This window comes from Hymenobacter arizonensis (genome assembly GCF_900115775.1).
Taxonomy (GTDB): domain Bacteria; phylum Bacteroidota; class Bacteroidia; order Cytophagales; family Hymenobacteraceae; genus Hymenobacter; species Hymenobacter arizonensis.
Genome location: NZ_FOXS01000001.1, coordinates 1,097,594 through 1,122,009, shown reverse-complemented (window position 1 = coordinate 1,122,009; position 24,416 = coordinate 1,097,594). Strand labels below are relative to the sequence as shown.

Sequence of the window (24,416 nt, the reverse complement as noted above, 5' to 3'; positions counted from 1 at the left end):
CGCCGCTGCCTACTGTTTGGGCACCAGCTTCACGCCCGTGTACATCTGCGGGTTGTTCACGGAGGCGATGGGCTCGATGTTCCAACGCTTGTCGTATTTGCTGACGTTGGCCAGCTGGAGCAGGGTGGTGTAGTCGGGCGTGAGAGCGTGCTTGGTTTTGATGAAATAGCTGTTTACATGCAGCGTGGCTGGGTCGTAGCTGACCACCAGGGCCGTCGTGTCGCGCCAGTAGGTGTAAAGGGCTTCGGTACCACCCATGGACGATTCACGCGGGGTGCGGTCGTGGTCGGGCCGGATTGTTTGGCCGGTGAGGGGCCGGGCTATTTGGTCGGCATTCATGCCCAGCAGCGCGGGCACGTCGAACGCCCGGTCCACTTTCGAGGACGATGAAATGGGTGATGAAGTGCCAGGTGTTTCGGAAGCGGGCTGTTCGGTTGCAGCGCAGCTCATCAGCAGGGCTAGTGGTAAAAGGTAGGCGTAGCGCATGGTCAGGGATAAGATTAAACTAAGGTGAACAGCACTGCTACGGATGAGCCTAACAAAAGGCTGAGTAGCATGTGCTGAATTATTATAAAAAGTAAATATCGTATTTATTTTATAATAATTGCGTTGTCTGGCATTGGCCGCTGCCAGATTCACCCGAGGAAAGGAGTAAAAGAGGGTTGCCAAGGCAGCAAAAGAGCGCGCCGCGGCCTCATATCAGCTAGCAAAGCGCAAGGGCACAGAATTAATATGCTTAGCCCGGCACCGTCAGGCCTGCTGCGGCCAGCTGGCTTTGCCATTCAGACTGCAGAACCGACATGAGAATTTTATCGTGAAACTCCTTATTCCGGAAGCAAGCTTTCCGCAAGCGGCCTTCCACCACAAACCCCGCCTTCGCATAAGCCTTCAGCCCGCCCACGTTGGGCTCCGACACCGTGAGCATGATTCTGTTGAGGCCGTGCACCGCAAAGCCCAGCGCCAAAACCTGCCGCGTGACTTCGGTGCCGATGCCCCGGCCCCAGTAGGCTTTCTCGCCAAGCAGAATAAAATATTCTCCCGATTGGTTGACCTGCGAAAGGCTGGATATGCCGGCGTAGCCAATCAACTCGTTGGTTTCTTGCAGGTAAATGCCCAGGTTGATGCTCTTTTTGTCCTGCAGCGTAGCGGCATACCAGTGGTCAATATCCTCCTCGGTGCGGAGGGTGGCGAAAACAGACATGGAATATTCGATGACTTGCTTGTCGCGCAACCACCGGTAGAAGCAAACCACGTTTTCCGGAAGCAGAGGGACAAGGGTAATCATAGGGCAGGGGAGGTTTTTGCAAAGATGCAGTGCGCTCCCAGTGCATCAAGCATTGCCCGAGGCGCTCGGGCCGAGCAGCCGCTGGGTGTGCTCATCGGGCCGCCCCTGATAAAACTTGTCGAGAACCTGTTGGAAGACCGGATGGGCCTGGGGCAAGGCCGCAAATAAGGTCATGCACGACTTCAGCTTCATGTCGTCGGGGCTGCCCAGGATGCGGGTGGCGTTGTTATCGGCCAGCGCCAGCAGCGCCTCGCTGATGCTAACCAGCCGGGGCCCCAACACGGGGTGCTGGGCGTAGGCCTGAGCTTCTGGCTGGCCCTCAATGCCGTAGTGCTGGGCCGTGGAGCTGACGCCCAGCCCTCGGAGCTGCGGGAAGATGTACCACATCCAGTGGCTTTGCTTGCGGCCCCGTTGAATTTCGGCTAAGGCCACCGGGTAGGAGGTGGCCTGGGCGTCGATGAATCGCTGCAGAGAGGTTTCTTGGCTCATAGCGCTTCTACGGCGGGAGCCGACAAAAAGGCGAACGCAGCGGAGCAGGCCCCAAACAGCGCTTTGGCGGAAACGAAAAGCCAAGGTTTGGCCTTCTCCGTTTAATACGGATTCTTACCCGAGTTATGACTTCTTCCTACCAACCCGATATTCTCGGCCCCGATTTTGAGCAGCAAGTTCTGCCGCAGCTACCCGACTACGAAGGGCCGGTGCACAGCACGCTGGTGCGGCGGCGGCCCACCCGCCCGGCTTCCCGGGCCGTGCTGTACGTGCACGGGTTCAACGACTACTTCTTTCAGCGCGAAATGGCCGAGCGCTACCACGAGCACGGCTACCATTTTTACGCCCTTGACCTGCGCAAGTACGGCCGCTCCTGGCAGCCGCACCAGCGCCCCAACAACGTGCGCGACCTGCGCGAGTACTTCGCCGACCTGGACGCAGCCCTGGCCGTGGTGCGGGCCGAAGGCTACCGCGCGGTGCTGCTGAGTGGCCACTCCACCGGCGGGCTGGTCACGGCGCTTTATGCCCGCGAGGGCCAAGGCCGGGCCGCCGTGTCGGCGCTGTTCCTCAACAGCCCGTTCCTGGCCATGCACTTGCCCCGCGGGGTCCGGCATCTGGCCATGTCGCTGGCTGCCATGGGCCGCTTTGCCCCCGACGTAGTCATTCCGGGCACCCGCCTCACCACCTACGGCGAAAGCCTGCACCGGCAGCACCGCGGCGAGTGGGACTACCACCTGCCCTGGAAGCCCGTGGAAGTGTTCCCCGTGAACGTGGGCTGGCTCGGGGCCATTGCCGAAGGCCACCGGCGCATCCGGCGCGGCCTGGGCCTGCAAATTCCCGTGCTGGTGCTGCACGCCGACCGCACGGTGCAGGCCCGGGGCTGGAGCGAAGAGTACTTCCAGGCCGATGGCGTGCTCAACGTGCGCGACATGCAAATGCTGGCTCCCGGTTTGGGAACGCACGTCACCGTTCGGGCCATCGCCGGCGGCATGCACGACCTGATGCTCTCGCGCCAGCCAGCGCGGGAGCAAGCCTACCGCGAGCTATTTGCCTGGCTGGCCACCAGTCTGGGTGAATAATGCGCGGTGGGTTTAGGCAGGGATTAGGGCTTTGATTTCGGTGTAGATGCGATGGGTTTCCACTACGGGAAGGCCCAAGTCGGCTCCGTAAGCCAGAAGGGCGCCGGCAAACAGCTCCAGCTCGGTCTGGGGCTTGCCGGACTGAACATCTAGCTGCAGCGACGTGGGGGTGTGGTAGGGAAAGGTGGCGGCTTTTTGAAAGGTTTGGTCGACGATTTCGGCCGGCAGCGCGATGTTTTTGGCGCGGGCAATGGCCGCTATTTCCAGCATCAGGCGCCGGGCTCGCTCGCGTAGCTCCGGCTCTTCGAGCACCTGCCCAATGGGCTTGTTGTACCGAGCGGACACCAGACCGAAGCTGGCGATGAAGAAGAACTTGGTCCAGATGGCCGGAAAGGCATCTGGTTGGTATTCAATGTTAATTCCGGCTTCGGCCAGCAGCGAAACCACAGGGCGTGGGTCAAAATCGGGGTGCTGAGGGTCTTGCCCGGCGATGATTTTGCCCGGGTTGCCTTTGTGCTCCACCACGGCCTTTTCCTTGATGTGGGAGGCCACGTACACACAGGCCGGCAAGATGATGGCCTGGGGAATAATCCGGCGGATGCGGTCGTAAATGTCCACCCCGTTCATCAGGGGCAGCAGGACCGCGCCGGCAGCAAGCCGGGGCTGCAGCTCCCGGCACACCGCCTCTAAGTCGTATTCCTTCACGCAGATAAGCAGCAGGTCGGCTTCGCCAAGCGCCGAGACGCTGTCCAGGAGCGTGGCTGGCCTGACCTTGCTCTGGGCATGCTCGGCCGAGAGCAAGGTCAGGCCTTCGGCTTGCACGGTGGCATAGGTGGCGCCCCGGGCCACGAAGGTGACCCTGGCAGCCGGGTTGTTGGCGTAGTGCTGCGCTAGCTTGAAGCCAAAATACCCGCCTACACCGCCTAGTCCTACGACGGCTATGTCAGTAGCTTCTATCATTGTTTTTACTCTTATACTCATCGCGAAATGTTGCGTCTCGTCGTTGAACGACGTGAATGGGACAACTCAACGGCGCGGTCCCGGAGACGCAAGATGTTGCGTCTCTACCCTGTTCTCGCAAACCTAGTATAACAACTCACCAAAACCATCTACTACGCCACGGGCCGCCGAGGGTGGGAGCCTCAGCGCCCCGGCGCGGGGCAATGGAAAAGCCGGAACCGCCAGGGCACCGCCGAGCCGGTGTTCAGGGGGCTCATTTATCACCACAGCTTGCGCTGGCGCAACGTGCGAGGCCACAGGGGCGCCCGCAAAACCATGCTGCTCAAAATCAACAGTTAAGGTTGCTGAGTGCAGGGCGCTTCAAGTTGTCTTCATCCTGTTTCGGTAATGGTCAGGTGGCAGTTGGGGCTACTTTTGCCCGGCCGGGTTATTTTTCTGGACTTGCCGGGGTGGCGCGGAAGCGGGCCACAACGGTGGTGCCGTCGCGCAGCTCCAGGGCCTCATCGGTCACGTAGTAGGACTTCACCGTGGCCATGGCCTGCACAAAGCGGGTTTCGCCAGCGGCGGCCGGCTCGGGGCACATCATGCGGGTGGTACCCAGGGGCGAAAATTTTACCTGGCCGCCGCCCGTCAGCTCGAAGGAGCCGGTGAGGCGGTTGCAGCCCGTGGAACCGGTTACGCGGCTCGGCGGGAAGAAAAGCAGGTGCGCTTCGCTGGCGTCGCCGGTGGGCGCGACAGGCTGGCCTGCGGCCTCCGTCAAGGCCCAGCGGTGCGCAAACAGCTTCTCGCTGCCCCCGCCCGGCGGCTCCGCTGCGGGAGAAGCCGGGTCGGCGCTCGGCTGAGCCGCCGAATTTGCGGTGGGGTTGGTGGCCTGGCAGGCTGCGGCCAGCAGCGCGGTGTTCAGTAGAAGGATTTTGGTCAGCATGAGGGAAAGAAGGTTAAGGCTTGATGGGTTGAGGTATGATAAACTGGTCAGGGATTGGTTTGCGAGAACGGGGTAGAGACGCAACATTTTGCGTCTCCGGCTCCGCGCCGTTGAGTTGTTCCAGTCAAGTCGTTCAACAGCCGTTCAACGACGAGACGCAACCTGTTGCGTCGCTACCTCCGATAGTAGATTTTCGCATGCCACTGCGCGATGAGTATAAGTCAGCGCATTAATCAAATTTTCTAAAAACAAGCGTGTTAACCCGGTTTTCCAGCGTCAGGCGGCGGTTTTCGAGCCGGTAGGTGAAGGCCTGGCCGGAGAGGGCGGCCCGAAACTTTTGCTCGAAGGCCAGGGCCGGACAGGCAAGCATGGTGCCACGCATGGTGCCGAACCGCAGGCCGGCCCGCTCCGGCGAGAGCGAGCCGCTGAAATCGTTGCAGCCGCTGAACCCCAGGACTTCCTCGCGGGTCAGGTTCAGCTCCAGGTACGGCTTGCGCTGGGCAAACTGCGCGGCGGTCACGGCTTGCCCGTCAATGAATTCCAGGGCCCAGAGGTCGTGCAGGCGGTAGTCGCCGAGGTAGCGGCCGCAGCCGGCAAATTCGCGGCTGGCCGGCTCGGCGGCTGTCCGGGCCTGCACCGTGACGGTGTAGGGCAGCACCTCACCCGACATGGCATTCGGGCAGGGGCGCTGCGCGATGGTCACGGTCAGCTCACCGGCGGGGGTGAGGGCGCGGTAGCGCAGCACATTGGCGTCTTGGGCCTGGCTGGCGGTGGGGAGGGGCACTACCAGGGAGTCGCCGCTGGCCACGGTGCGAAAACGCAGGGCCTCTTGATTGGTTAGTTCCAGCGACCAGAACGGCTCGCTGCCCATCGCTACGAACTCAACGCCGCGGAGGCGCAGCGCGTCCCAGGGATTTGGGGGCTCGGTAGTTTCCGGGACGTGCGGTCCGCTGCTGGGGCCAGCGGCCGGAGGCGCGGTGCTTTCCGGCCGTGCCGCGGTGCAGGCACTCAGCCATAAGCTCAGGGCAAATAAAAGTGCGTACAGCTGCATAAACCGGCTTGTAAGCGGATGGTGGTGGTGCAGAGGTGCGCCGACGGTTTACTTATGGGCGAAGCAGGCCGTTGAGGTCAATCTGGTCCAGGTAGGGCTGCAAATGCACGGGGTCGTGGAAAGCGCGCAGGATTTCGAAATCGGAAGGGTTTTTAAAATGGATTTCGACAAACAACGCTCCGGTCTGATACAGCTTCACCAGCCCCGTTCCCTCGGCTGGCCGTGCGGCTAGGTAGTAGCCGTGCTCCCAAATGTAGAGGAGCTGCGCCGCGGGCGGGAGCTGGTTGAAGTCTTCGAGGAATGGCATGGCCGTACTGGCAAACCCGCTCGCCAACACCTGGCTGCTTCGTCTTCACTGGCTTGCGTTGCCCGAGGCACGGACGGCCAGCATTGTTATCCGCCTCGAAGGTCCGGCCGGCGCGCAGCAGCTCAAGAGCCAGCCCAAACGGTCGAGCGTTTTGCTTTCGATAAAACTACGCGGCTTGCTTACCTGCCACAAACTGCCCGTTGGGCAAACGCGTCACATTTCCTAAAATGTAACAGCAAGTAGCTACCAGCACGCCCCGGCACAGCGGCGGTTTTTAGGAAGACGCGGCGACTTGGGCCTGGTACTCGGAGGGGGTGCTGCCGGTGAGCTTCACGAAAGCGCGGAAGAAGGTGGTCCGGTTGCCAAAGCCCGCCTCCAGGGCCAGCCCCTCCAACGTCAGCTGGCGCCAGTCGAGCTGGGCCATGCGCTCCTTGATGTAGTTCACCCGCTGGCGGTTGATGAAATCGCTGAAGTTCATCCGGTATTCTTGGTTGATGAAGGCCGACAGGTGATGCGGCGGAATAGCGGTTTCCTCGGCCAAGTCCTTGATGCCGTACCCCTTGCGTCGGAAGGGCTGCTGCAGCATGTGCGCCTCAATTCGGGCGCGGTACTCCTGCTTCTTCTCCTCGCTCAGGCTATAGGCCCGGCTTGCGTCTTCTGGTTTAGCAGGGGCAGGGAGGGGCAGTAGCAACGCCTCGTCGCCGGAGAGCTGCGGGCTACGTATGCCATACAGCACCTGTGGCCGCAGCAGCAGCAGGGTGGAGGCCGTGAGTAGGTAGAGGCCCAACACGCACACGGTGAAAATGGTGGTGTAGGCCGTGCTGAACGGCAGCAGCATGGCCAGCAGCACCGGCGGGTAGAGGAGGGTGTTGAGCCCCGTGAACACCCACAGCCAGCGCACTAGGGCGTGGTTTTCCGGTGCCGGGCCTTGCGCCCTGTCTGGCCAAACCGCCACAGCAGCCGCCACTGGAGCAGTACGTAGCTAGTGCCAAGGACGAACTTCAGTACGGGGTGGTAGTAGCCGGGCAGCAGGCCTTCCTGCTGCTTCGTGACGCCGGCAATGTCGACTAGCAGCAGCTGTAGGTACTCATGCTTGTAGGCGGCGCTGTGGAGCAGAAAGGGCAGCAGCTCCAGCGCATGCAGGCCAAACGGAACAAAATGCAGCCAGTCGAGGCGGCGAAACCGGGCTTCCTGCTGCAGCACCGCCCGCACGTAGAGGTAGGCGCAGGGCGCCACCAAGTAGTGCAGCGGCATGTTGAGCCGGAACAGGTGCGGCACCAGGAAGATGGAGTGGTTGATGAGCAGCGCGCTGGTGAGGGCAAACAGAGCCACGCTGAACAGGGACACGCTCAGCAGGCGGCTGGCGTGGCGCGGCACCGGGTTGACGAACGCCAGAATGAAGCTCACCAGCGTACCAATGAAGGCACTCAGGAACATGAGCAGCGTCAGCGGCTCGGCGTAGGGCATCATGGGTAGTGATGGTATCATACGGACTCGACGGTAGAGCAGCAAGTATCCGGCAGACCGTTTGCGAACCAGGACCCAGCAGGCGGCAGTACACTCTCCTATAAAGCACAGGCACTGCAAGATAAATGTTTTGCGCCAGCTGTTTTTGTCTGGCCTTTTTTCCAAAAGAAGGACCTGCCAAAGCGCTATCTGAAACAGCCCGAGCCGTGGCCAGTAGCGGCAGGGCCGGCCACCTCGCCGACAGCGCCGGGGCCATCACCGGCCTCAAAACGGCCGCCTAGCGGTGGTTTGCTGTCACATTTTACAAAGTGCAACAGGTTGGCCGGCTCCCGGCTTGGTGCCCGGACCGGCCCCGTTTACTATTGCGAACGAGCCTTTCGGGCCAGCTAGCGGCGCGGCGGCAGCCGGGCTGGTTCGGCGCCACTTTTTCGGAATGGGGCACTCGGCTGGCCCTCCCCGGGGCCGTCGTCTTTTCACTTACCGTCCAATCATCTTCCGCCATGACCACCCGATTGAAGCTCTTTTTGTTGGCCACGCTCCCCCTGTGGCTGGGAGTGTTTTCCCCGGCCGCGCAGGCGCAATCTCGCGATTCGCTGCTGCGGGTATATGACACCCGAACCATTTATGGCTACGGCGACAAGTACATCATGGGCGGCAAGCAGCTGCCCTTCCGCAAGCTGAAAACCGAGTTTGCCCCCGGTGTAACCAGCGACCTCTACCAGCAGGGCCGGCACGACCGGGCCGTGAGCCGGCTGCTGAGCGTGGGGGCCGTGGCGGCGCTGGTGGGCAGCGCGGTGCTGCGCAAAAACGAGCAGTTCGGCGGCATTGCCCTGCTGGTGGTCGGCGTCGGCCTCAACATCGGCAGCCTCCGGTTCAGTAAGAAATCAACCGAGCTGGTCGACCGGGCTTTGTGGTTGCGCAACAAGGACGTCTTGTTCGGCAGCCGCTAGGGTAGTCTTCCGGCCCGTGGCCCTTCCGTTCTCATCTGCTTATGCCCCGCCGGGGTTCCTCCCGCATAAAGCGCTATGAAAGAATTGTTTCAGCTTCTCTTCCTCGCGGGCTTGCTGCTGGCCCGCATGCCCTCGGCCACTGCGCAGGCGACCGATGGCGGGCCGGTGGCTACTACCGAAGCGGGCCAGGTGCGCGGGCAGCGCTTGGACGGCGTCCTTGTTTTCAAGAGCATTCCCTACGCGGCCCCGCCCGTGGGGGAGCTGCGCTTTGCCGCCCCGGCGCCGCACCAGCCTTGGGCGGGCGTGCGCGATGCTACCAAGAGCGGCCCAACCGCGCCGTACAACCGCCCACCGGCCGGAGTGATGGACGACCGGCCTGCTTTCGCGGAGGGCTGGGTAAAGGGCGACGACTACCTGACCACCAACATTTGGACGCCCGCCCTGGACGGCCCCGCCCGGCCCGTGCTGGTGTTCATTCACGGGGGCGCATTTGCGCTGGGCGCCAGCGACGTGCCGCTCTACAACGGCACTGGCTTTGCGCAAAAGGGCGCCGTACTGGTGTCGCTGAATTACCGGCTGGGCATTGAGGGCTTTCTGAAAATCAAGGGCGTGCCGTCCAATCTGGGCATCCGCGACCAGCTGGCGGCCCTGCGCTGGGTGCAGGCCAACATTGCCCGCTTCGGGGGCGACCCGGCCAACGTAACCGTCTTCGGGGAATCGGCCGGGGCCATGAGCGTGGCCACGCTGCTGGCCAGCCCGGCCGCCAAGGGCTTGTTCCGGCGGGCCATTCTGATGAGCGGCTCGGGGCAGTCGGTGCTCAGCGGCGAGCAGGCCGACCGCATCGCCGCCAAGTACGCCAAGGTACTCCGAATCAAGAACACCGCCGAAGCCTACCGCCGCCTCACGCCGGAGCAGTTGCTGGCCGCCCAGCAGAAAGTCACTCCCAAAATGGTGAAGCTCGACACCGAGCAGTACGCCGACCCGGGCTCGGGCACGGCGCTTTTCTTTCCGGTGCTGGACGGCGACATCGTGCCCGCCATGCCCCTGGCAGGCGTGCAGCAAGGGGCCGGCAGCACCGTCGACCTGATGGTGGGCTATAATTCCGACGAAGCCAACTACTTTTTGGTGCCCACCGGGCTGCTGAAGAAAATCAAGTCCAACTTCGTGCTCAACCTGGCCTTGAAGCGGTTCCACCCCGCGCCGGCGGCCCTGGTTACGGTGTACAAGCAGGCGTACCCCACCAAAAACCTGGGCGAGTTGCTGTCTGCAATAGCCACGGCGTATCAGTTTCAGGTGCCTTCGGTGCACCTGGCCGACGCCCACGCCCGCCAGCCCGGCCGCACCTACATGTATGAGTTTGCCTGGCCCTCGTCGTTGGCCGGCAGCACCTACGGCGCTTACCACGGGCTGGGCTTGCCCTTCGTGTTCAACCAGCTCGCCTTGGTGACGGGGCCCCAGGGCATGCTGGGCCCGAGCGGCGGCCCCGCCGAGCTGGCCGAAAAGATGCAAAGCGCCTGGGTGCAGTTTGCCAAAACCGGCAGCCCCGGCTGGGCGCCCTACACTGTCGGCGAGCGCCAGACCATGCTGCTCAACACCAGCTCGGAGCTGCAAACCAACCCCCACGCCAAGGAGCTCCGGGCCTGGGAAGGCGTGCGGTAGGAGTAAGGCCATGCACACGGCCTTGCCGGCCGGACGCACCGCCTTTCTGCTGCCCCCCAGCGCGCGCAAACACTTTTCCGGTCAACCGCAGGGCTGGCAACCGGATGCTCTGCGAAACAGACGGCGATACCATCAAGCCGCTTATACCATGAAGAAGAATCTGCTTTTCCTGCTGCTGTCGCTACTGCTCATCGGCCCCTGGTCGGCCCGCGCCCAATCATCTGCCCGCCCGCGCATTGGCCTGACGCTGAGCGGCGGCGGGGCGCGCGGGTTGGCCCACATCGGCCTGCTCAAAGCCCTGGATTCGGCTCAGGTGCACGTTGACTACGTGACGGGCACGAGCATGGGAGCGATTGTTGGCTCGCTGTACGCGGCAGGCTATTCCGGCGCGGAGATTGAGCGGGTAGCCGGCCAGCTGGATTGGGACGCCCTGCTGACCAACGCCGCCCAGCTGCGCACGGTAACGCTGCCGGAAAAAGACGATTTCGGCCGCTACTTGGTAGAGCTGCCGTTCGTGAAGGGGAAATTTCAGCTCGCCACTGGCGTCATCGAGTCGGAGGAATTGTGGCTGAAGCTGAGCGAGCTGTTCTTTCCCTATTACAAAACCAAGGATTTCCGACGGTTTGAGCGCGAGTTTCGGTGCGTGGCCACCGACGTTATTTCCGGCGAACCGGTGGTGCTGCGAGAAGGTGAAATCGTGGCGGCCATTCGGGCGAGCATGGCCATTCCGTCGTTTTTTACGCCCGTGCAATACAATGGGCGGCGGCTGGTAGACGGCGGCATCGTGCGCAATTTTCCGGTGTCGGAAGTCAAGGCCATGGGCGCGGGCGTGGTTATCGGCAGCAACGTATCGGCCGGTGCCTACACCGACGCCAACCTGCGCAGCCCCGTGGATGTGCTGCTGCAAATCTCTTCCTTTAAGGACAATGCGGACTTCATCGTCCAAAAGCAGCTGTGCACGGTGTATGTCGACTACCCGCTGGGCGACTACAGCAGCGGAAGCTTTTCGGCCGCCGCCCCCATAACGCGCTTGGGCCTGACGCAGGGCCGGGCCGTGTTTCCGCACCTGAAAGCCCTGAACGATTCGCTGGATGTGCGGTACGGAAGGCGGCCCGCCGCCCCCCCGGCCCCGCGGGCCGATTCCGTGTACGTTGCAGAATACCAGGTGCGTGGCCTGGAGCCCGCCTTGGTGCCGGCGCTGGTGCAGCAAATGCAGTTCCGTCCGAACCAGTATTACACGGCCCCGCAGCTTTCCACGGCCATCCGCAACGCGTTTGGCACGCGCACTTTCCGCAAAATCACCTATTCGCTCCAATCCCTGTCCGATTCGACGGCCCGCGTGGTGTTCGACGTGGAGCGCAGCCCCCGCACGCGGGTGGGGCTGGGCCTGCACTACAACTCCTTCACCGGCATCGGACTGATTACCAGCGTGGCGGCCCAGGACCTGCTGCTGCCCCATTCCACCAGCCAGGCGGCGGTCAACATCGGGGAAAACCCGCGCCTGCGCCTCAAGCACACGCAGTACCTGGGCGCTAGCAGAACCGTGGTGGCCCGCCTGCTCGCGCAAGGCGAGCGGGTCAGCATCACCACCTACACGCCCCGCTTTGCCAAGGCGGGCCTCTACACCCAAAGCTACCTGGTGGCCAACGCGCAGCTGCTCAAGCTGCTGGGGCGCAACCGGGGAATGGGGCTGGGTACCCGCTACGAATACGGGCGCTTCAACCCCGAAATCACGTCGCGGCTGCAGATAGACGGCCGGCTGCGCCTGCTCAACAGCTACCTGCTGTTCGAGGAAAACACGCTGAATGCCGTGGCCTACCCCAGCTCAGGGCGTCGGGTGGAGGCGGAAGCCGGAGCCGTCTACAACCAGCGCGCGGCCTTCGAGGTCTTGCAGGGCGACGTGGTGGTGGGCACCGAGGCATCGCCCGATTTCTCGTTCCGCCCCTACGGCCGCTACCGGCTGAACGTGGAGCAGTACCTGCCCCTGACCAAGCGCGCCACCCTGCTCCTGCAGCTGCAAGCCGGCGTAAATCAGCGGTATCGGCAAGCCATTGCCAACGACTTCGTGGTGGGCGGGCTCAGCAGCGTCATCCGCAACCAGCTGACGTTTGCCGGCCTGCCCGAGGCGTCCTTGTTCGTGAGCAGCGCCGCGGCCGGCCTGGTGGGCTACCAATACGCTCTCACGCCGCGCATCTACCTCACGGGCAAAGCCAATGCCTTGTACCACGGCTTCCTCGACGGCAACACCAACATTCAGCCGGCCGGGGTGATTTACGGCGGCGCGCTCACGGTCGGCATCAACTCATTCCTGGGCCCCATCGATACCAGCGTGATGTACTCGAATGTGTCGAAAAAGCTTTTGCCGTATTTCAACATCGGCTTTCCTTTCGGCTACCGCTAAGTGCCGGCCAAGCGGCTTTCTGCTCGAATCCTCGTTTTGCTGAGCAGACCTTTTCGCGTAAGCTTTCCGCCGCCGCCCGCAGTGCGCACCGGGCCCGGAACCTTGTGCTAAGGCTGGGCAAGGGCCCGCAAACCCGGAGCCGACGACGTGTTGCCAAGCGTACTACGGCAACCCTAGCGCGCTAAAGCGTAATCTGCAGGCGTGAGGCGAAACGTATACCGCGACACGTTTTTCCCCAAAGGCTCTTCCTGGTACTGCGAAATAGCCAACACGTTGCGGGCGGGCGCGCACTGGTTGCGGAGCTGCTGGGCCTGGGGGCAGTAGTGCAGCACGCGTTTGCCATCCGCGAAAGCCAAGACGACGGAGTCGCCTCGAAAATAGAGTTCCGGATATGCAAACCCTCCAAAGTCGCCGGTCTCTGCCCGTTCCACCTGCTGGCCGGTGCCTACCGCGAGCCGGAGCGGCGGCTGCCCCCGTTTGCTGGTATTATAGACGATGAGCGTCACGTCAAGCCCCGAGTGATTGGCAATGACAAAGACACCCTGTTTTAGCTCGTCAATTTCTTTTTGGCAAGCTTGCAGCGAGAGCAGCAGCGAGGCCGCGAGCACGGCGCGTCGGAAGAAAGTGTTTTTCATTTTTCGGCAAGAGCCGCGTTTTACCCGGCGCAGCCAAGATATAGGGAAAAGTGCCTTATTATAAACCCGATTCGAGGCTGTTGCAGCTTCTGTGTAGCCCAACAGGCCCAGGAAAAAGCCTCCGGCAGCTCCCGAAAGCAGTAAGGTAGCGTCGGGTAGTGTCGTTAAGGACGAAAAGCAGGAGGGAAGGTAGTGACGCGCTGGGGTAGCTGGAAAGTCTATTGAAGCACCTCTTTGGCTGCTATGAAAACGGTTGCGGCGCGGCTTCCTGGCAGCGGCTTGTGAGCTGTACGGTGTGGGGGAAGGCGGAGCGCAGCAGGCAGCGCGTTTCGGCTCGCAGGGCGTCGAGTTCGGTACGGTACCGGGCAAACCAACGCCGCTCCGCTGGGCAGTCCTTTGATGAAAGTCATGGCGGGGGCTTGACGTTGCGCATGCCGGTTGCTGGCTGCCGCCCGGTCCTTTGCCAGTTGTGAAATCGCCCTATTTATGAACAAACCCTAACACCAACTGCAAGCCACACTGGACGCTGACTGATGCCCCCGGGCCTACGGCTGGCCAAGTCCTCCTACCAACGCGTATTTATGGACTATTACCTAACCCCCGTAGCCGACGTGGCCGCCGCGCTGGCCACCACCCCGGCCGGCCTCGACGCGGCCACGGCCGGGCAGCGGCTGGCCGAGCACGGCCCCAACCAGCTGGCCAACGCGCAGCAGAAAACCATCGGGCAATTGGTGCTGCACCAGCTAGCCGACGTGATGATACTGGTGCTGCTGGCCGCCGCCGGGGTGTCGGTGCTCATCGGCGAAGCCAAGTCGGCCTACGTTATTCTGGCCATTGTGGGGCTGAATGCCGTCATCGGCTTCGTGCAGGAGTACCGGGCCGATAAGGCCCTGGAGGCCCTGCAAAAGATGGCCGCCAGCCACGCCCAGGTGCTGCGCGACGGCCAGCCGCGGGCCATCCTCACCGCCGAGCTGGTGCCCGGCGACGTGGTGCTGCTCGAAGCCGGCAACGTCATTCCGGCCGACGTGCGCTTCCTCGAAGCCTTTGCCCTGAAGGTGGACGAGTCATCGCTGACCGGCGAGTCCGGCAACGTGGAGAAAACCGTGGCCGCCCTGCCGCCCGGCGACTACCCGCTGGGCGACCGGCTGAACCTGGGCTACAAGGGCACGTCGGTGACCAACGGCCGGGCCACGGCCTACGTGGTGGCTACCGGCATGCGCACCGAACTGGGCCAGATTGCCACCCTCATTCAGACCGCCGAAGTGGTGACGCCCCTGCAAAAGCGGCTGGGCACGCTGGGCAAGCGCCTGTCGGTGGGGGTGCTGGTAATAGCGGCCCTGTTTTTCGGGGTGGGCTGGCTGCGGGGCGAGCCCTGGGAGAACCTGCTGCTGGTATCCATTTCGCTGGCCATTGCGGCCTTGCCCGAGGCCCTGCCGGCGCTGGTGACCGTGTCGTTGGCCCTGGGCGCGGGCCGGCTCATGAAAAGCCACGCGCTGATTCGCAAGCTGCCGGCCGTGGAAACGCTGGGCTCGGTCACCTACATCTGCACCGACAAAACCGGCACCCTCACCCTCAACCAGATGACGGTGCAGGACCTCTACGAAGTGCCCGCCGTGGTCCTCGCCGGCCTGGCCGACCGCAACGCCCTGCTCACGGCCCTGGCCCTGAACACCGACGCGACCTGCGGCCCCGAAAACCAGTGGCTCGGCGACTCCACCGAAGTAGCCCTGGCCCGGTACGCGGCCGAGAAAGACTACGCCCGCCCCGCCCTGGAAACGCAGTTTCCGCGCCTGGCCGAACTGCCCTTTGACTCGGAGCGCCGCTGCATGACTACCCTGCACCAAACCCAGCAGGGCGTGCTGGTGCTGACCAAAGGAGCCGCCGGCGCCCTGTATCAGCAGCTCACGGCCGGCCAGCAAAGCAGCCTAGCCGACCTCACCCGGCGCGTGGATGCGCAGGCCGCGCAGGGCTACCGCGTGCTGGCCTACGGCGCTAAAATGCTACCCGAAATGCCCCCCGACCTTACGCCCGCCGCTATCGAAACCGACCTCACCTTCCTGGGTTTCGCCAGCCTAATGGACCCGCCCCGCGAGGAGGCGCGCCAGGCCGTGGCCGAATGCAAGACGGCCGGCATCATCCCCGTCATGATTACCGGCGACCACAAGCTCACGGCCCAGGCCATTGCCGAAAAGCTGGGTATCATTTCCTCCCCGGAAGAGCTGGTGCTCACCGGCCCCGAGCTGACGGCCCTGGACGAGCCCGCCTTCGCCGCCGTGGTAGAGAAAGTGCGGGTGTACGCCCGCGTCGACCCGGCCCAGAAGCTGCGCATCATCAGCGCCCTGCAGGCCCGGCACCAGTTCGTGGCCATGACCGGCGACGGCGTGAATGACGCCCCGGCCCTGAAAAACGCCGACATCGGCATTGCCATGGGCATCAACGGCACGGAGGTGGCCAAGGAAGCGGCGGCGCTTATTCTGCTCGACGACAACTTTGCCACCATCGTCAAGGCGGTCAAGCACGGCCGCCGCATCTACGACAACATCATCAAGTTTATCCGCTACCTGCTGGCCGGCAGCGTGGGGGAAATCACGGCCCTGTTCTGCGCGCCGTTTTTTGGGCTGCCCATCCCGCTGCTGGCCATTCATATTCTGTGGATTAACCTCATCACCGACGGCCTGCCCGGCCTGGCCCTGGCCTACGAGCCCGCCGAAAAGCGCAGCATGCAGCGCCCGCCCATCGACCCGCGCCAAACCATCTTTGCCGACGGCGTGGGCTGGTTTATCCTGGGCATCGGCCTGCTGATTGGGGCCCTCACCATCGGCACCCAGACCTGGGCCATCGGGCAGGGCCTGCCGCACTGGCAAACGATGACATTCACGGTGTTGTGCTTCAGTCAGCTAGGCCTGTCGCTGGCCATCCGCTCGCGCCGCGAGTCGATTTTCAGCCTTGGCCTGCTCTCCAATAAAACGATGCTGGGAGCCGTGCTGCTCACCGTGGGGTTACACCTGACCATTCTGTACGTGCCGTTCTGCAACACGCTGTTCAGTACCCAGCCGCTCACCGTAGCCGAGCTGGGCATCGCCGTGGCCATAGCCAGCGTGGTATTCTGGGCGGTGGAAATCCAAAAACTCATCTTCCGGCGGCGCGGCGCGACCCCGGCGCGGGTGGCGGCGCCAGCTGCCCGCCCATCCGGGGCGGCCGTGGCGGGCCATGCCGGGTAGGGGCGCCGGGTTCCTGCTTTTTCACCGCCTTACATCCCCGCCCCCATGCCCGTTGCTGTGCTCTTACGTCCGTTGCTGCGTCCCTTTGCGCAATTCTTTCGCCACGAAGCCGCGGGGGGCATTCTGTTGCTGGCCAGCGCGGCGCTGGCCCTGGTGCTAGCCAACACCAGCTGGGGGCCGGCCCGGTACTTTCCGGCCCTCTGGAACGAGCACCTGCGCATCACCATCCACCATCTGGTGCTCGACCACACGCTGCTGCACTGGATAAACGACGGGCTGATGACCCTGTTTTTTCTGATGGTGGGCCTGGAAATCAAGCGCGAGGTGCTGGGCGGCGAGCTCACCTCCCTGCACCAGGCCGCCCTGCCGCTGGCCGGGGCCGTGGGCGGCATGCTGGTGCCGGCGCTGCTCTTCACCCTTTTCAACCAGGGCACGCCCACGGCCGGGGGGTGGGGCATTCCCATGGCCACCGACATTGCCTTCGCCCTAGCCGTGCTGCAATTGCTGGGGCCGCGCGTGCCGCTGGGCCTCAAGGTATTTCTCACGGCCCTGGCCATTATCGATGACCTTGGGGCCGTGGTGGTTATTGCGGGCTTTTACACCAGAACCCTGCACCTGACTTACTTGTACTTGGCCCTCGGCACCTGGGGCCTGCTGCTGGCCTTTAATTACCTGCGCCTGCGCAGCCTGTGGGCCTACCTGCCCCTGGGCGTGCTGCTGACTTATTTCATGCTGGAATCCGGCATTCACACCACGCTGGCCGGGGTGCTGCTGGCGGCGGCTATTCCGTTTCGCGCCGCTTGCGCGCGGCCCGCCATGCTGCAGCGCCTGCACCACCGCCTCACGGGCCTGCGTACCGATACTGGGCTGCCCGACGCCGACCCGCACGACATCAGCGCGGAGCTGGAGGCACTGGGGCGCCGCAGCAGCTCCCCGGCCCAGCGCCTGGAAAGCCAGTTGCACGTGGTGGTGGCCTTCGTGGTTATCCCCCTGTTTGCCTTCGCCAACAGCAGTTTAGTGATTACGCCGGCCGCCGTGCGCGGCCTGCTCTCGCCGCTGGGCCTGGGCATTGTGGTGGGGCTGGTGGTGGGCAAGCCGCTGGGCATCGGGGCGTTGGCGTGGCTGAGCGTGCGCCTGGGCTGGGCGACGCTGCCCCCGGGCGTGAGCTGGCGGCAGGTGTGGGGCGTGGGGCTGCTGGCCGGCATCGGGTTCACCATGTCCATCTTCATTACGCTGCTGGCCCTGGGCCCGAACTCGCCCGCGACCGACACGGCCAAGCTGGCGGTGCTGGTGGCCTCGGTCGGGGCCAGCGGGCTGGGCTACGCGCTGCTGCGCAGCACGCTGGCGGCCCCGGCTACCCACCTCCCCGCTGGGTTGGCGCCGCCCGCCTTGCCGGCATATTCCCCGCGGCTCCGGCCACCCGCGGTACCCAGCAAAGCGGCCTAAGCACCCCGGCGGGGGCCGGCAGTGCCGACTGCTTTGGGCAACCGTCCCGCTACCGGGCAGCTGTTTTCCTTTCCACCCTTCATCCTCCACCGCTGATGCTGCTCAACACCCACCTTCCCATCGGCTATGTCGTCAAACACATTCGGGCGGACGTGGTGCGGGTGCTGCTTATTTCCATCTTTTTCCACTTGCTGAAGCTGGTGCTCGGGGCCTACCTGCCGCTGATTCCGCTGCAGCTGCCCACGATTCTAGGTAGCCTGATTTCCCTCCTGCTGGCCTTCAAAACCAGCCAGTCCTACGACCGGTGGTGGGAGGCGCGCAAAATCTGGGGCGGCATCGTCAACGACTCCCGTACGCTGGTGCTGCAGGTGCGCACGTTTCTGCCCGATGCCTACCGGCAGCGGGTGGGGCCGGGGGCTCCGCTCGCAGTGCTGGCCTACCGCCAGATGGCCTGGTGCTACTCCCTGGGGCAGGCGCTGCGCGGGCAGGACGCGGCCGCTGGGCTGGAAACCTATCTTTCGGCCGCCGAAGGGGCCACGCTTACGTCGCAGGTCCACAAGCCGCTGGCCCTGCTGGCCGGGCACGCCGACCAGCTCCGCGACCTCTACCAGCACGGGGCCCTCAACGCCTACCAGCAGGTGCAGCTCGATGCCACGCTGGCGCGCCTGACCGACGCCATGGGCCAGGCCGAGCGCATCAAAACCACCGTGTTTCCCGTCAGCTACCGGCTGCTGGTGTACTGCTTCATCTACCTGTTTCTGGGCACGCTCTCCCTGGGGTTGGTGAAGGCCATCGGGCTGTGGGAAATTCCCGTGCTGCTGACCATTTCCTCGTCCTTTTTCCTGCTGGAGAGGACGGCCCGCTACCTGCAGGACCCCTTCAGCAACAAGCCTACTGATACACCCGTCACGGCCATTGCCCGCACCGTGGAAAGCAGCCTCCGGCAGCTGCTGGGAGAAGCCGTGCCGCCCCAGCAACTGCCCGCCGAGAGCTTTTACTTACTATAAGAATAACCGACCATGGCGCCGGAAGCTGGGGGCCGCCGCTCAGTTTAAGGGGCTGAGCTTTATCAAAGGCTCACCAACGAGCCTAGCCCGCGCGGGGGGAGCAGCCTACCAGCGGGCCCGGCGCAGCTTCTCGGGTTCCAGGACCCGGATGGTGTTCGGCGTCAGCTCAATAAAACCGTCGTGCTTGAACTCGTTGAGCGTGCGGCTCAACGACTCAGGGGCGGTACCCACCATGGCGGCCATGTCGTCGCGGGTGAGCTGGATGGCGCTGTTGTTGGCCTCGCCGGCCTGCTCGTGCAGCTGCACCAGCGTGTCGGCCACGCGGCGGCGGATGGAGTTGTAGGCCATGGCCAGCAGCAGCTCGGCCTGCCCGCTTACCTGGCCGGCCAGTAGGCGCACAAACTGCTGGCCCACGTCGGGGTTGCGCAGCAGCAGCGCCGTGAAATCCTCCTTCGGAATGTAGAGCAGCTCGGACTCGTCCACAGCAATGGCGGAGTCGCGGTGGGGGGTGTTTTGCAGCAGGGGCAGATAGCCGAAAAACTCGCCGGGACCGTGCAGGCCCACAATCAGCTCCTTGCCGCCGGCGGTGGTTTTCACGGTTTTCACCCGCCCGCTTTGCACGAAGTACAGCCGCGTCGACTCGTCGCCTTCCAGGTAAATGTCCTGCTTCTTGCGCAGCAGGTGGGCTTTGCGGTCCCGCGAGAGGCTGGCCAGGTCGCCGACCTGCTGGGCCTCGTCCAGAAACTTGTTGAGCTGCTCCCCGCTCAGGCTGGGCTCCGGCTTGAGCTGCTGGAAGCGGCTGAGGCGCCCGCTCACGGCGCTGAGCAAGTCCGCCTTATCGAAGGGCTTGCTCAGGTAGTCGTCGGCGCCCAGGGCCATGCCGCGGCGGCGGTCGGCCTGCTCGGTTTTGGCCGTCAGGAAGATGAAGGGCACCCCCAGCAGCTGCGGATGCTGGTTGAAAATCTGGAGCACGCCGTAGCCGTCGAGCACGGGCATCATGATGTCGCAGATAACCAGGTCGGGCCGCGTGGCCAGGGCTAATTGCACGCCTAGCTCCCCGTTTTCGGCCGTTTGCACGGCGTAGCCGGCCAGCTCCAGCAGCTGGGCGGTGTTGTCGCGGATAATCTGGTGGTCTTCAATGAGCAGGATAAGAGGCATAGCGGAAGGAATGATAAGGAGGGTAGGCGTAACGAGCTTCGTTCTGGCGGGGGGCCTCACCCCCTGACCCCTGCCGGGCACGGCCCCTCTCCAAAAAAGAGGGGGCACCGGTTCTGCTCGTTTCGGAATCGTCAGGCTCCCCCTCTTTTTTGGAGAGGGGCCGGGGGGTGAGGTCCCCCGTTAGCACGGCAACGAAGCGAGAGAGATGCTCCGACTTTGCGGACGCAGATGGAGCATGACGTTCTTCACCGCCCCTAATCGGGCGTGGTAAGGGGCAGCGCAATAGTAACGGTGGTGCCCTGGCCGGGCGCGCTTTGTAGGTTGATGGTGCCGCCCATCAGCTCCAGGTATTTGGCGATGATGTAGAGGCCCAGCCCGGTACCGGGCTCGGTGATGACGCTGGGGGCCCGGAAAAACTGCTCGAACAGGTGGGCCTGGTCTTCCGGGGAAATGCCAATGCCCTGGTCCTGCACGGTTATCGTGAGCTCTTTCAACTCGCAGCCGGCCCGCACCGTGACGACCGAGTTTTCGCCGGAGTACTTTAGGGCGTTGGAGAGCAGGTTCATGAGGATTTTGCGCAGCAGGGAGGCATCCAGCCGCACCGGGATGGGGCACTCCACCTGCCAGTCGATGGTCTGGCCGGCCTTGAGCAGGCTGTGCATGTCGGCCACGGTATCGCGCACCAACTCGTCGAGGTTGAGGTTGGCGGGGTTGGCCTCCATCTTGCCTTCCTCGAGGCGGCCCACCGACAGGAATTCTTCCAGAATGGTGTTCAGGTGCTGCACCGAGGTGCGGATGTGGTCCACGTACTTCAGGCGCTGGCTTTGCTGGTGGCCGCCGGGAAACTCCTCAATCAGGTCGGCCGAGGAGAGCACGGCCGTGAGCGGGGTGCGAAACTCGTGGGAGGCCATGCTCACGAAGCGCGACTTGAGCTCGCCGAGCTGCTGCTCGGCCTGCAGGGCCAGGGCCAGCTCGTCGCCCCTTTTTTCGAGCTGCTCCAGGGTCAGCAGCAGGGCGTTGGTGCGGTCGATTACGCGCTGCTCCAGTTCGGCGTTGAGGCGGGCCACGCGCTGGTGCTGGGTGCGCAACTCCTGCTCGGCGGCCTGCTTGGCGCTTAGGTCCAGGATGTAGGCCACCACGTAGAGCTCCTCATCTAAATGAAAATAGCTCAGGCTGGCCTCCACCGGGAACACGGAGCCGTCGCGGCGCTGGCCTTGCAGGGGGCGGTCGTGGCCCATGTTGCGCACCTGCGGGTCGGCGTTGTAGGAGGCGCGCAGCTGGGCGTGGTGGCGGCCGGCGGCCTGGGGCACCAGCAGCTCAATGGGCAGGCCCAGCAGCTCGGCCGGAGCATAGCCAAAGAGCTGCCCGGCCCGCGCATTCACCGACACCATGCGGCCGGGCTGGTCGCAGACGATGATGCCCAGCGTGGCGTTGGTGAACACGGCCTCGAAGCGGCGCACGCTGTGGGCCAGGGCCCGCTCGGCCTGCTGCAGGCGGTTGTGCTCGGTGAGGCCCACCAGCAGCAGGGCCCGGCCGCCCACCTCGCAGTAGGTCAGCTTGACGTGGGCCCGGAACGGCTCGCCCACGTGGCGGCGAATGTCGGCTTCCAGCTCGTGGTGGCCCGCGCGCCGGGTCTGGTCGTAGAGCTGCTGCCACTGGTCGGGCGTCCAGGGCGGCACGCGCAGCGAGTGGTTGGGGTCGGCGAGCAGGGCTTCTTCCGAAGGGTAGCCCAGCAGCTGCACCCCGGCCGGGTTGACGTGGGTGAACCACCCCAGGCCGGGGTCGTAAATCCCCGCCATCTCGCCGGAATGGGCATAAAGGAAGTTAGCCATAATGGCTGAGTAGGCAACGGGAAGCATAGGCTTGGGAATGGATACACCGCATGGCGGTCCCCAGGGAACAGCAGGCCTGCGCGGACTTATACAACCGGATTTGACAAACGTCAAGCTGGCTCCCTGATATGCATCATACGGACCGGCGGGGGCTTCCGGTAATTTTACAGCTACTTATTCCGTCGAGCTTCCGGCCCGCCACGGTGCAGCTTACCATTTCCCCGGTCCATGTTCCCCACCGCCATTCTCCCCTTGCTGCCCGCCCACCCGGCCATGCTCCTCGTGCTGCTGCCCACCGTGGGTGCCGGCGTTCAGCAGGATACGCTACTCTCGCGTAACGCCACGAACGTGCTGCTGAAAGACCTGCAAGCAGCGCTGGGCCCGGCTATCCGGGTGCTCAAGGTGGATGCGGCCACCCACCCCGGCGTAGTAAAGGCCTTCGACGGCCGGGGCGTGCCCGCCTTCGTGCTCCTGCGCGACGGCGAGGAACTGTGGCGTCAGCAGGGCCTGCCCGAAGGCGCGCTCATGGCCGCGCTACTGCTGTGCAAGCTGGAGGAGGCAGGGCAGCCCTGATGTGGAGCGCCTCACCCCCCCGGCCCCCTCTCCGAAGAGGAGGAGCCAGTCGTAGTATATTGAATAATATATATTAATGCTGGTTTTGACAAAAGATAACCGCTAAATCGTTCGGCACCCCCTCTCCTTTTCGGAGAGGGGGCCGGGGGGTGAGGCCCCACGCCAGAACAGTCATTCCCTTACCCGCACCATCCCTTGAAACCCCATGCGCCTGACCATCGAACGAGAATCCGAGAAAGTCTATCCGGATATGAAGCGGGTTATTGCCCGCTATTTTTTTTACGGCGAGGAGCGTGCCCGGCAGGTTATTGGCCGCGTGATGGCCCTGAGCGAACAGGAAGTGTTCGGCACCATCTCGCCCATCCTGCAGGAGTATTCCAAGCGCCACCGCAACATTACGCGGGTGCTCAGCCGCAACTGCGCCCGCCTGCAACCCTTGTTTGCCGGCCTAGGGCTGGATTTTGAGCAGCTGCCGCCCTACCGCAAGCTGCTGCTGGGCAGCTACTTCACCCACGAGTACTCCATCGAGTCGGCGGCCTTTTTCAACCCCTCCATCGTAGAAGACCCCGACCAGTCGGAGCTGCAGGAAGGCGAAAAGCGCGTCATCATCAGCTTTCGGGCCGTGGGCGAGGGGCACATTTCGTCTATCGTATTTCGGCGGGCGGTGCTGGATAAGGATGCCAACATCCACGTGCTGCCGGCCGGCAACTACATCGACGAGGCCGACACCGTGCGCAGCGCCGAGTACCGCAAGGCCGACTTCTTTGCCCAGCCCTTCGCCGCCACGCTTAACCCGCAGGTAGTGGCCGAAATTGCCCCCCAGCTGGCCGACCGGTTCGAGTTCAACCTGCTGCAAAAAATCGTGCTCGAAGCCCAGGCCGCCCAGCCCGACGACGCCCTACGCCCGGCCTACGACCAGCTGCTCTGGCTGGCCGAAGCCTACTACGACCTCACGTTTTCGCTCGACACCGACCTATCGGACCGGGTTATTTTCCCGGTGTCCGATTTCGAGCGCCGGGGCATGGAGGATGCCCGCTTCGTGCGCTTCGTGGAGGACGATGGCCGGGTGGTGTACTACGCCACCTACACCGCCTACGACGGCGCGACCATTGCGCCCAAGCTGCTGCGCACCGAGGACTTCATCAGCTTTAGGGTGATGCCCCTGCACGGGGCCGGGGCACACAACAAGAACCTGGCGCTGTTTCCGCGCAAAATCGGGGGGCGCTTCGTGATGATGTCGCGCATTGATGGCTGGAGCAACTACCTCATGTACTCCGACAACCTCAACATCTGGCAGGCGCCCGTCCAGATTCAGGAGCCCATCAGCACCTGGGAGTTCATCCAGATTGGCAACTGCGGCTCGCCCATCGAAACCGAGCACGGCTGGCTCATCATCACCCACGGCGTGGGCCCCATGCGCCGCTACTGTCTGGGCGTAAGCTTGTTGGACTTGAACGACCCGGCCATCGAAATCGGCCGCCTCAGCGAACCCCTGCTCATCCCCAACAAGGAGGAGCGCGAAGGCTACGTGCCCAACGTACTGTATTCCTGCGGCTCCATCATCCACGAGGGCAAGCTGGTCATTCCCTACGGCCTGTCCGATTACTGCTCCTCCTTCGTGACGGTGGATTTGGCGTCCCTGCTGGCCAAGCTGCTGGATAAGTGTTCGGCTGTGTAGCGGGCGGGCGCCTCACCCCCCGGCCCCTCTCCGAAAAGGAGAGGGGGTGCCAGGCGTCTGCTTTCGTTGGGGCAAGACCGGATAAGTGCTCGGCTGTGTAGGATACCCTATAAACCCTCATGCTACGCAGTCCGTGGTGATGGCGCGGGGCTGTGCCCCGTGCCGACCATTAGCGGGCCTCTGGCCAGCAACGTCAGAACGATTTGCATTGGAGTCGTTAAAGAGTCGTTCGGGAATCGTTCAATGACCGTCGGCCAGTGGCTGACAAATAGTAGACACGGGGCACAGCCCCG

The 24,416-nt window shown here is 63.7% G+C and carries 21 protein-coding genes; 9 read left to right on the top strand and 12 right to left on the bottom strand.

The genetic code is table 11. The annotated features are described in order from the left end of the window. Positions 1-9 precede the first annotated feature (9 nt). From BMZ66_RS04685 to BMZ66_RS04675, 3 genes are all read right to left on the bottom strand, one after another. On the bottom strand, positions 10-486 hold the full coding sequence (locus tag BMZ66_RS04685) for a hypothetical protein (protein ID WP_092669442.1): 477 nt from the start codon (positions 484-486) through the stop codon (positions 10-12). A gap of 250 nt (positions 487-736) precedes the next feature. Further along, the gene (locus BMZ66_RS04680) at positions 737-1,285 is read right to left on the bottom strand and encodes a GNAT family N-acetyltransferase (protein ID WP_092669441.1); all 549 of its coding nucleotides are present in this window, start codon (positions 1,283-1,285) and stop codon (positions 737-739) included. Positions 1,286-1,330: 45 nt separating this feature from the next. After that, a complete protein-coding gene (locus BMZ66_RS04675; RefSeq protein ID WP_092669440.1) occupies positions 1,331-1,774 on the bottom strand; it encodes a DUF1810 domain-containing protein in 444 nt (147 codons plus the stop codon). A 125-nt stretch (positions 1,775-1,899) separates the two neighbouring features. On the opposite strand from BMZ66_RS04675, the gene BMZ66_RS04670 reads away from it, so the two are divergent. Next, on the top strand, positions 1,900-2,853 hold the full coding sequence (locus tag BMZ66_RS04670) for an alpha/beta hydrolase (protein WP_092669439.1): 954 nt from the start codon (positions 1,900-1,902) through the stop codon (positions 2,851-2,853). 12 nt (positions 2,854-2,865) lie between these two features. On the opposite strand, the gene BMZ66_RS04665 is transcribed toward BMZ66_RS04670, so the two are convergent. The 6 genes from BMZ66_RS04665 to BMZ66_RS04635 form a co-directional block, all read right to left on the bottom strand. Further along, positions 2,866-3,813 carry a ketopantoate reductase family protein gene (locus tag BMZ66_RS04665; protein ID WP_092669438.1) on the bottom strand — a complete coding sequence of 316 codons (948 nt, stop codon included), beginning with the start codon at positions 3,811-3,813 and terminating at the stop codon, positions 2,866-2,868. Positions 3,814-4,240: 427 nt separating this feature from the next. Next, positions 4,241-4,738 carry an META domain-containing protein gene (locus BMZ66_RS04660; RefSeq protein WP_177204595.1) on the bottom strand — a complete coding sequence of 166 codons (498 nt, stop codon included), beginning with the start codon at positions 4,736-4,738 and terminating at the stop codon, positions 4,241-4,243. Positions 4,739-4,967: 229 nt separating this feature from the next. Beyond that, positions 4,968-5,789 carry an META domain-containing protein gene (locus BMZ66_RS04655; protein ID WP_092669433.1) on the bottom strand — a complete coding sequence of 274 codons (822 nt, stop codon included), beginning with the start codon at positions 5,787-5,789 and terminating at the stop codon, positions 4,968-4,970. 52 nt (positions 5,790-5,841) lie between these two features. Beyond that, a complete protein-coding gene (locus BMZ66_RS04650; protein ID WP_092669417.1) occupies positions 5,842-6,096 on the bottom strand; it encodes a hypothetical protein in 255 nt (84 codons plus the stop codon). Positions 6,097-6,370: 274 nt separating this feature from the next. Continuing rightward, positions 6,371-6,997 carry a helix-turn-helix domain-containing protein gene (locus tag BMZ66_RS04640; protein ID WP_143080053.1) on the bottom strand — a complete coding sequence of 209 codons (627 nt, stop codon included), beginning with the start codon at positions 6,995-6,997 and terminating at the stop codon, positions 6,371-6,373. Next, complete coding sequence (locus BMZ66_RS04635) at positions 6,997-7,584, bottom strand: hypothetical protein (RefSeq protein ID WP_143080052.1); 588 nt, start codon at positions 7,582-7,584, stop codon at positions 6,997-6,999. The genes BMZ66_RS04640 and BMZ66_RS04635 overlap by 1 nt, the downstream gene beginning before the upstream one ends. Before the next feature lie 479 nt (positions 7,585-8,063). Between BMZ66_RS04635 and BMZ66_RS04630 the strand changes: the two genes are divergently transcribed. The 3 genes from BMZ66_RS04630 (at position 8,064) to BMZ66_RS04620 (ending at position 12,573) form a co-directional block, all read left to right on the top strand. Next, positions 8,064-8,513 carry a hypothetical protein gene (locus BMZ66_RS04630; RefSeq protein ID WP_092669413.1) on the top strand — a complete coding sequence of 150 codons (450 nt, stop codon included), beginning with the start codon at positions 8,064-8,066 and terminating at the stop codon, positions 8,511-8,513. A 75-nt stretch (positions 8,514-8,588) separates the two neighbouring features. After that, positions 8,589-10,172: a carboxylesterase/lipase family protein gene (locus BMZ66_RS04625; RefSeq protein WP_092669412.1), complete on the top strand. Its 1,584-nt coding sequence runs from the start codon at positions 8,589-8,591 to the stop codon at positions 10,170-10,172. 148 nt (positions 10,173-10,320) lie between these two features. Further along, positions 10,321-12,573, top strand: a complete 2,253-nt coding sequence (locus BMZ66_RS04620; protein ID WP_177204594.1) for a patatin-like phospholipase family protein — start codon at positions 10,321-10,323, stop codon at positions 12,571-12,573. Between the two features lie 173 nt (positions 12,574-12,746). Here BMZ66_RS04620 and BMZ66_RS04615 read toward each other — a convergent pair whose 3' ends face one another. After that, positions 12,747-13,208 carry a hypothetical protein gene (locus BMZ66_RS04615; protein WP_092669410.1) on the bottom strand — a complete coding sequence of 154 codons (462 nt, stop codon included), beginning with the start codon at positions 13,206-13,208 and terminating at the stop codon, positions 12,747-12,749. Between the two features lie 581 nt (positions 13,209-13,789). On the opposite strand from BMZ66_RS04615, the gene BMZ66_RS04610 reads away from it, so the two are divergent. The 3 genes from BMZ66_RS04610 to BMZ66_RS04600 all read left to right on the top strand — a co-directional run bounded on the left by BMZ66_RS04610 (position 13,790) and on the right by BMZ66_RS04600 (position 18,882). Further along, entirely contained in the window at positions 13,790-16,429 is a 2,640-nt protein-coding gene (locus BMZ66_RS04610) for a cation-translocating P-type ATPase (protein WP_092670277.1), read from the top strand. Positions 16,430-16,474: 45 nt separating this feature from the next. Continuing rightward, positions 16,475-17,875 carry a Na+/H+ antiporter NhaA gene (gene nhaA / locus BMZ66_RS04605; RefSeq protein WP_092669409.1) on the top strand — a complete coding sequence of 467 codons (1,401 nt, stop codon included), beginning with the start codon at positions 16,475-16,477 and terminating at the stop codon, positions 17,873-17,875. A 95-nt stretch (positions 17,876-17,970) separates the two neighbouring features. Beyond that, on the top strand, positions 17,971-18,882 hold the full coding sequence (locus BMZ66_RS04600; protein WP_092669406.1) for a bestrophin family protein: 912 nt from the start codon (positions 17,971-17,973) through the stop codon (positions 18,880-18,882). A 105-nt stretch (positions 18,883-18,987) separates the two neighbouring features. Here BMZ66_RS04600 and BMZ66_RS04595 read toward each other — a convergent pair whose 3' ends face one another. After that, positions 18,988-20,040, bottom strand: a complete 1,053-nt coding sequence (locus BMZ66_RS04595) for a response regulator (RefSeq protein WP_092669405.1) — start codon at positions 20,038-20,040, stop codon at positions 18,988-18,990. A gap of 254 nt (positions 20,041-20,294) precedes the next feature. Then, entirely contained in the window at positions 20,295-21,872 is a 1,578-nt protein-coding gene (locus BMZ66_RS04590) for a sensor histidine kinase (protein ID WP_234794974.1), read from the bottom strand. A gap of 228 nt (positions 21,873-22,100) precedes the next feature. On the opposite strand from BMZ66_RS04590, the gene BMZ66_RS04585 reads away from it, so the two are divergent. Then, positions 22,101-22,445: a thioredoxin family protein gene (locus tag BMZ66_RS04585; RefSeq protein WP_092669403.1), complete on the top strand. Its 345-nt coding sequence runs from the start codon at positions 22,101-22,103 to the stop codon at positions 22,443-22,445. A 205-nt stretch (positions 22,446-22,650) separates the two neighbouring features. Beyond that, positions 22,651-24,123, top strand: a complete 1,473-nt coding sequence (locus BMZ66_RS04580) for a glycoside hydrolase family 130 protein (RefSeq protein WP_092669402.1) — start codon at positions 22,651-22,653, stop codon at positions 24,121-24,123. Positions 24,124-24,416 lie beyond the last annotated feature (293 nt).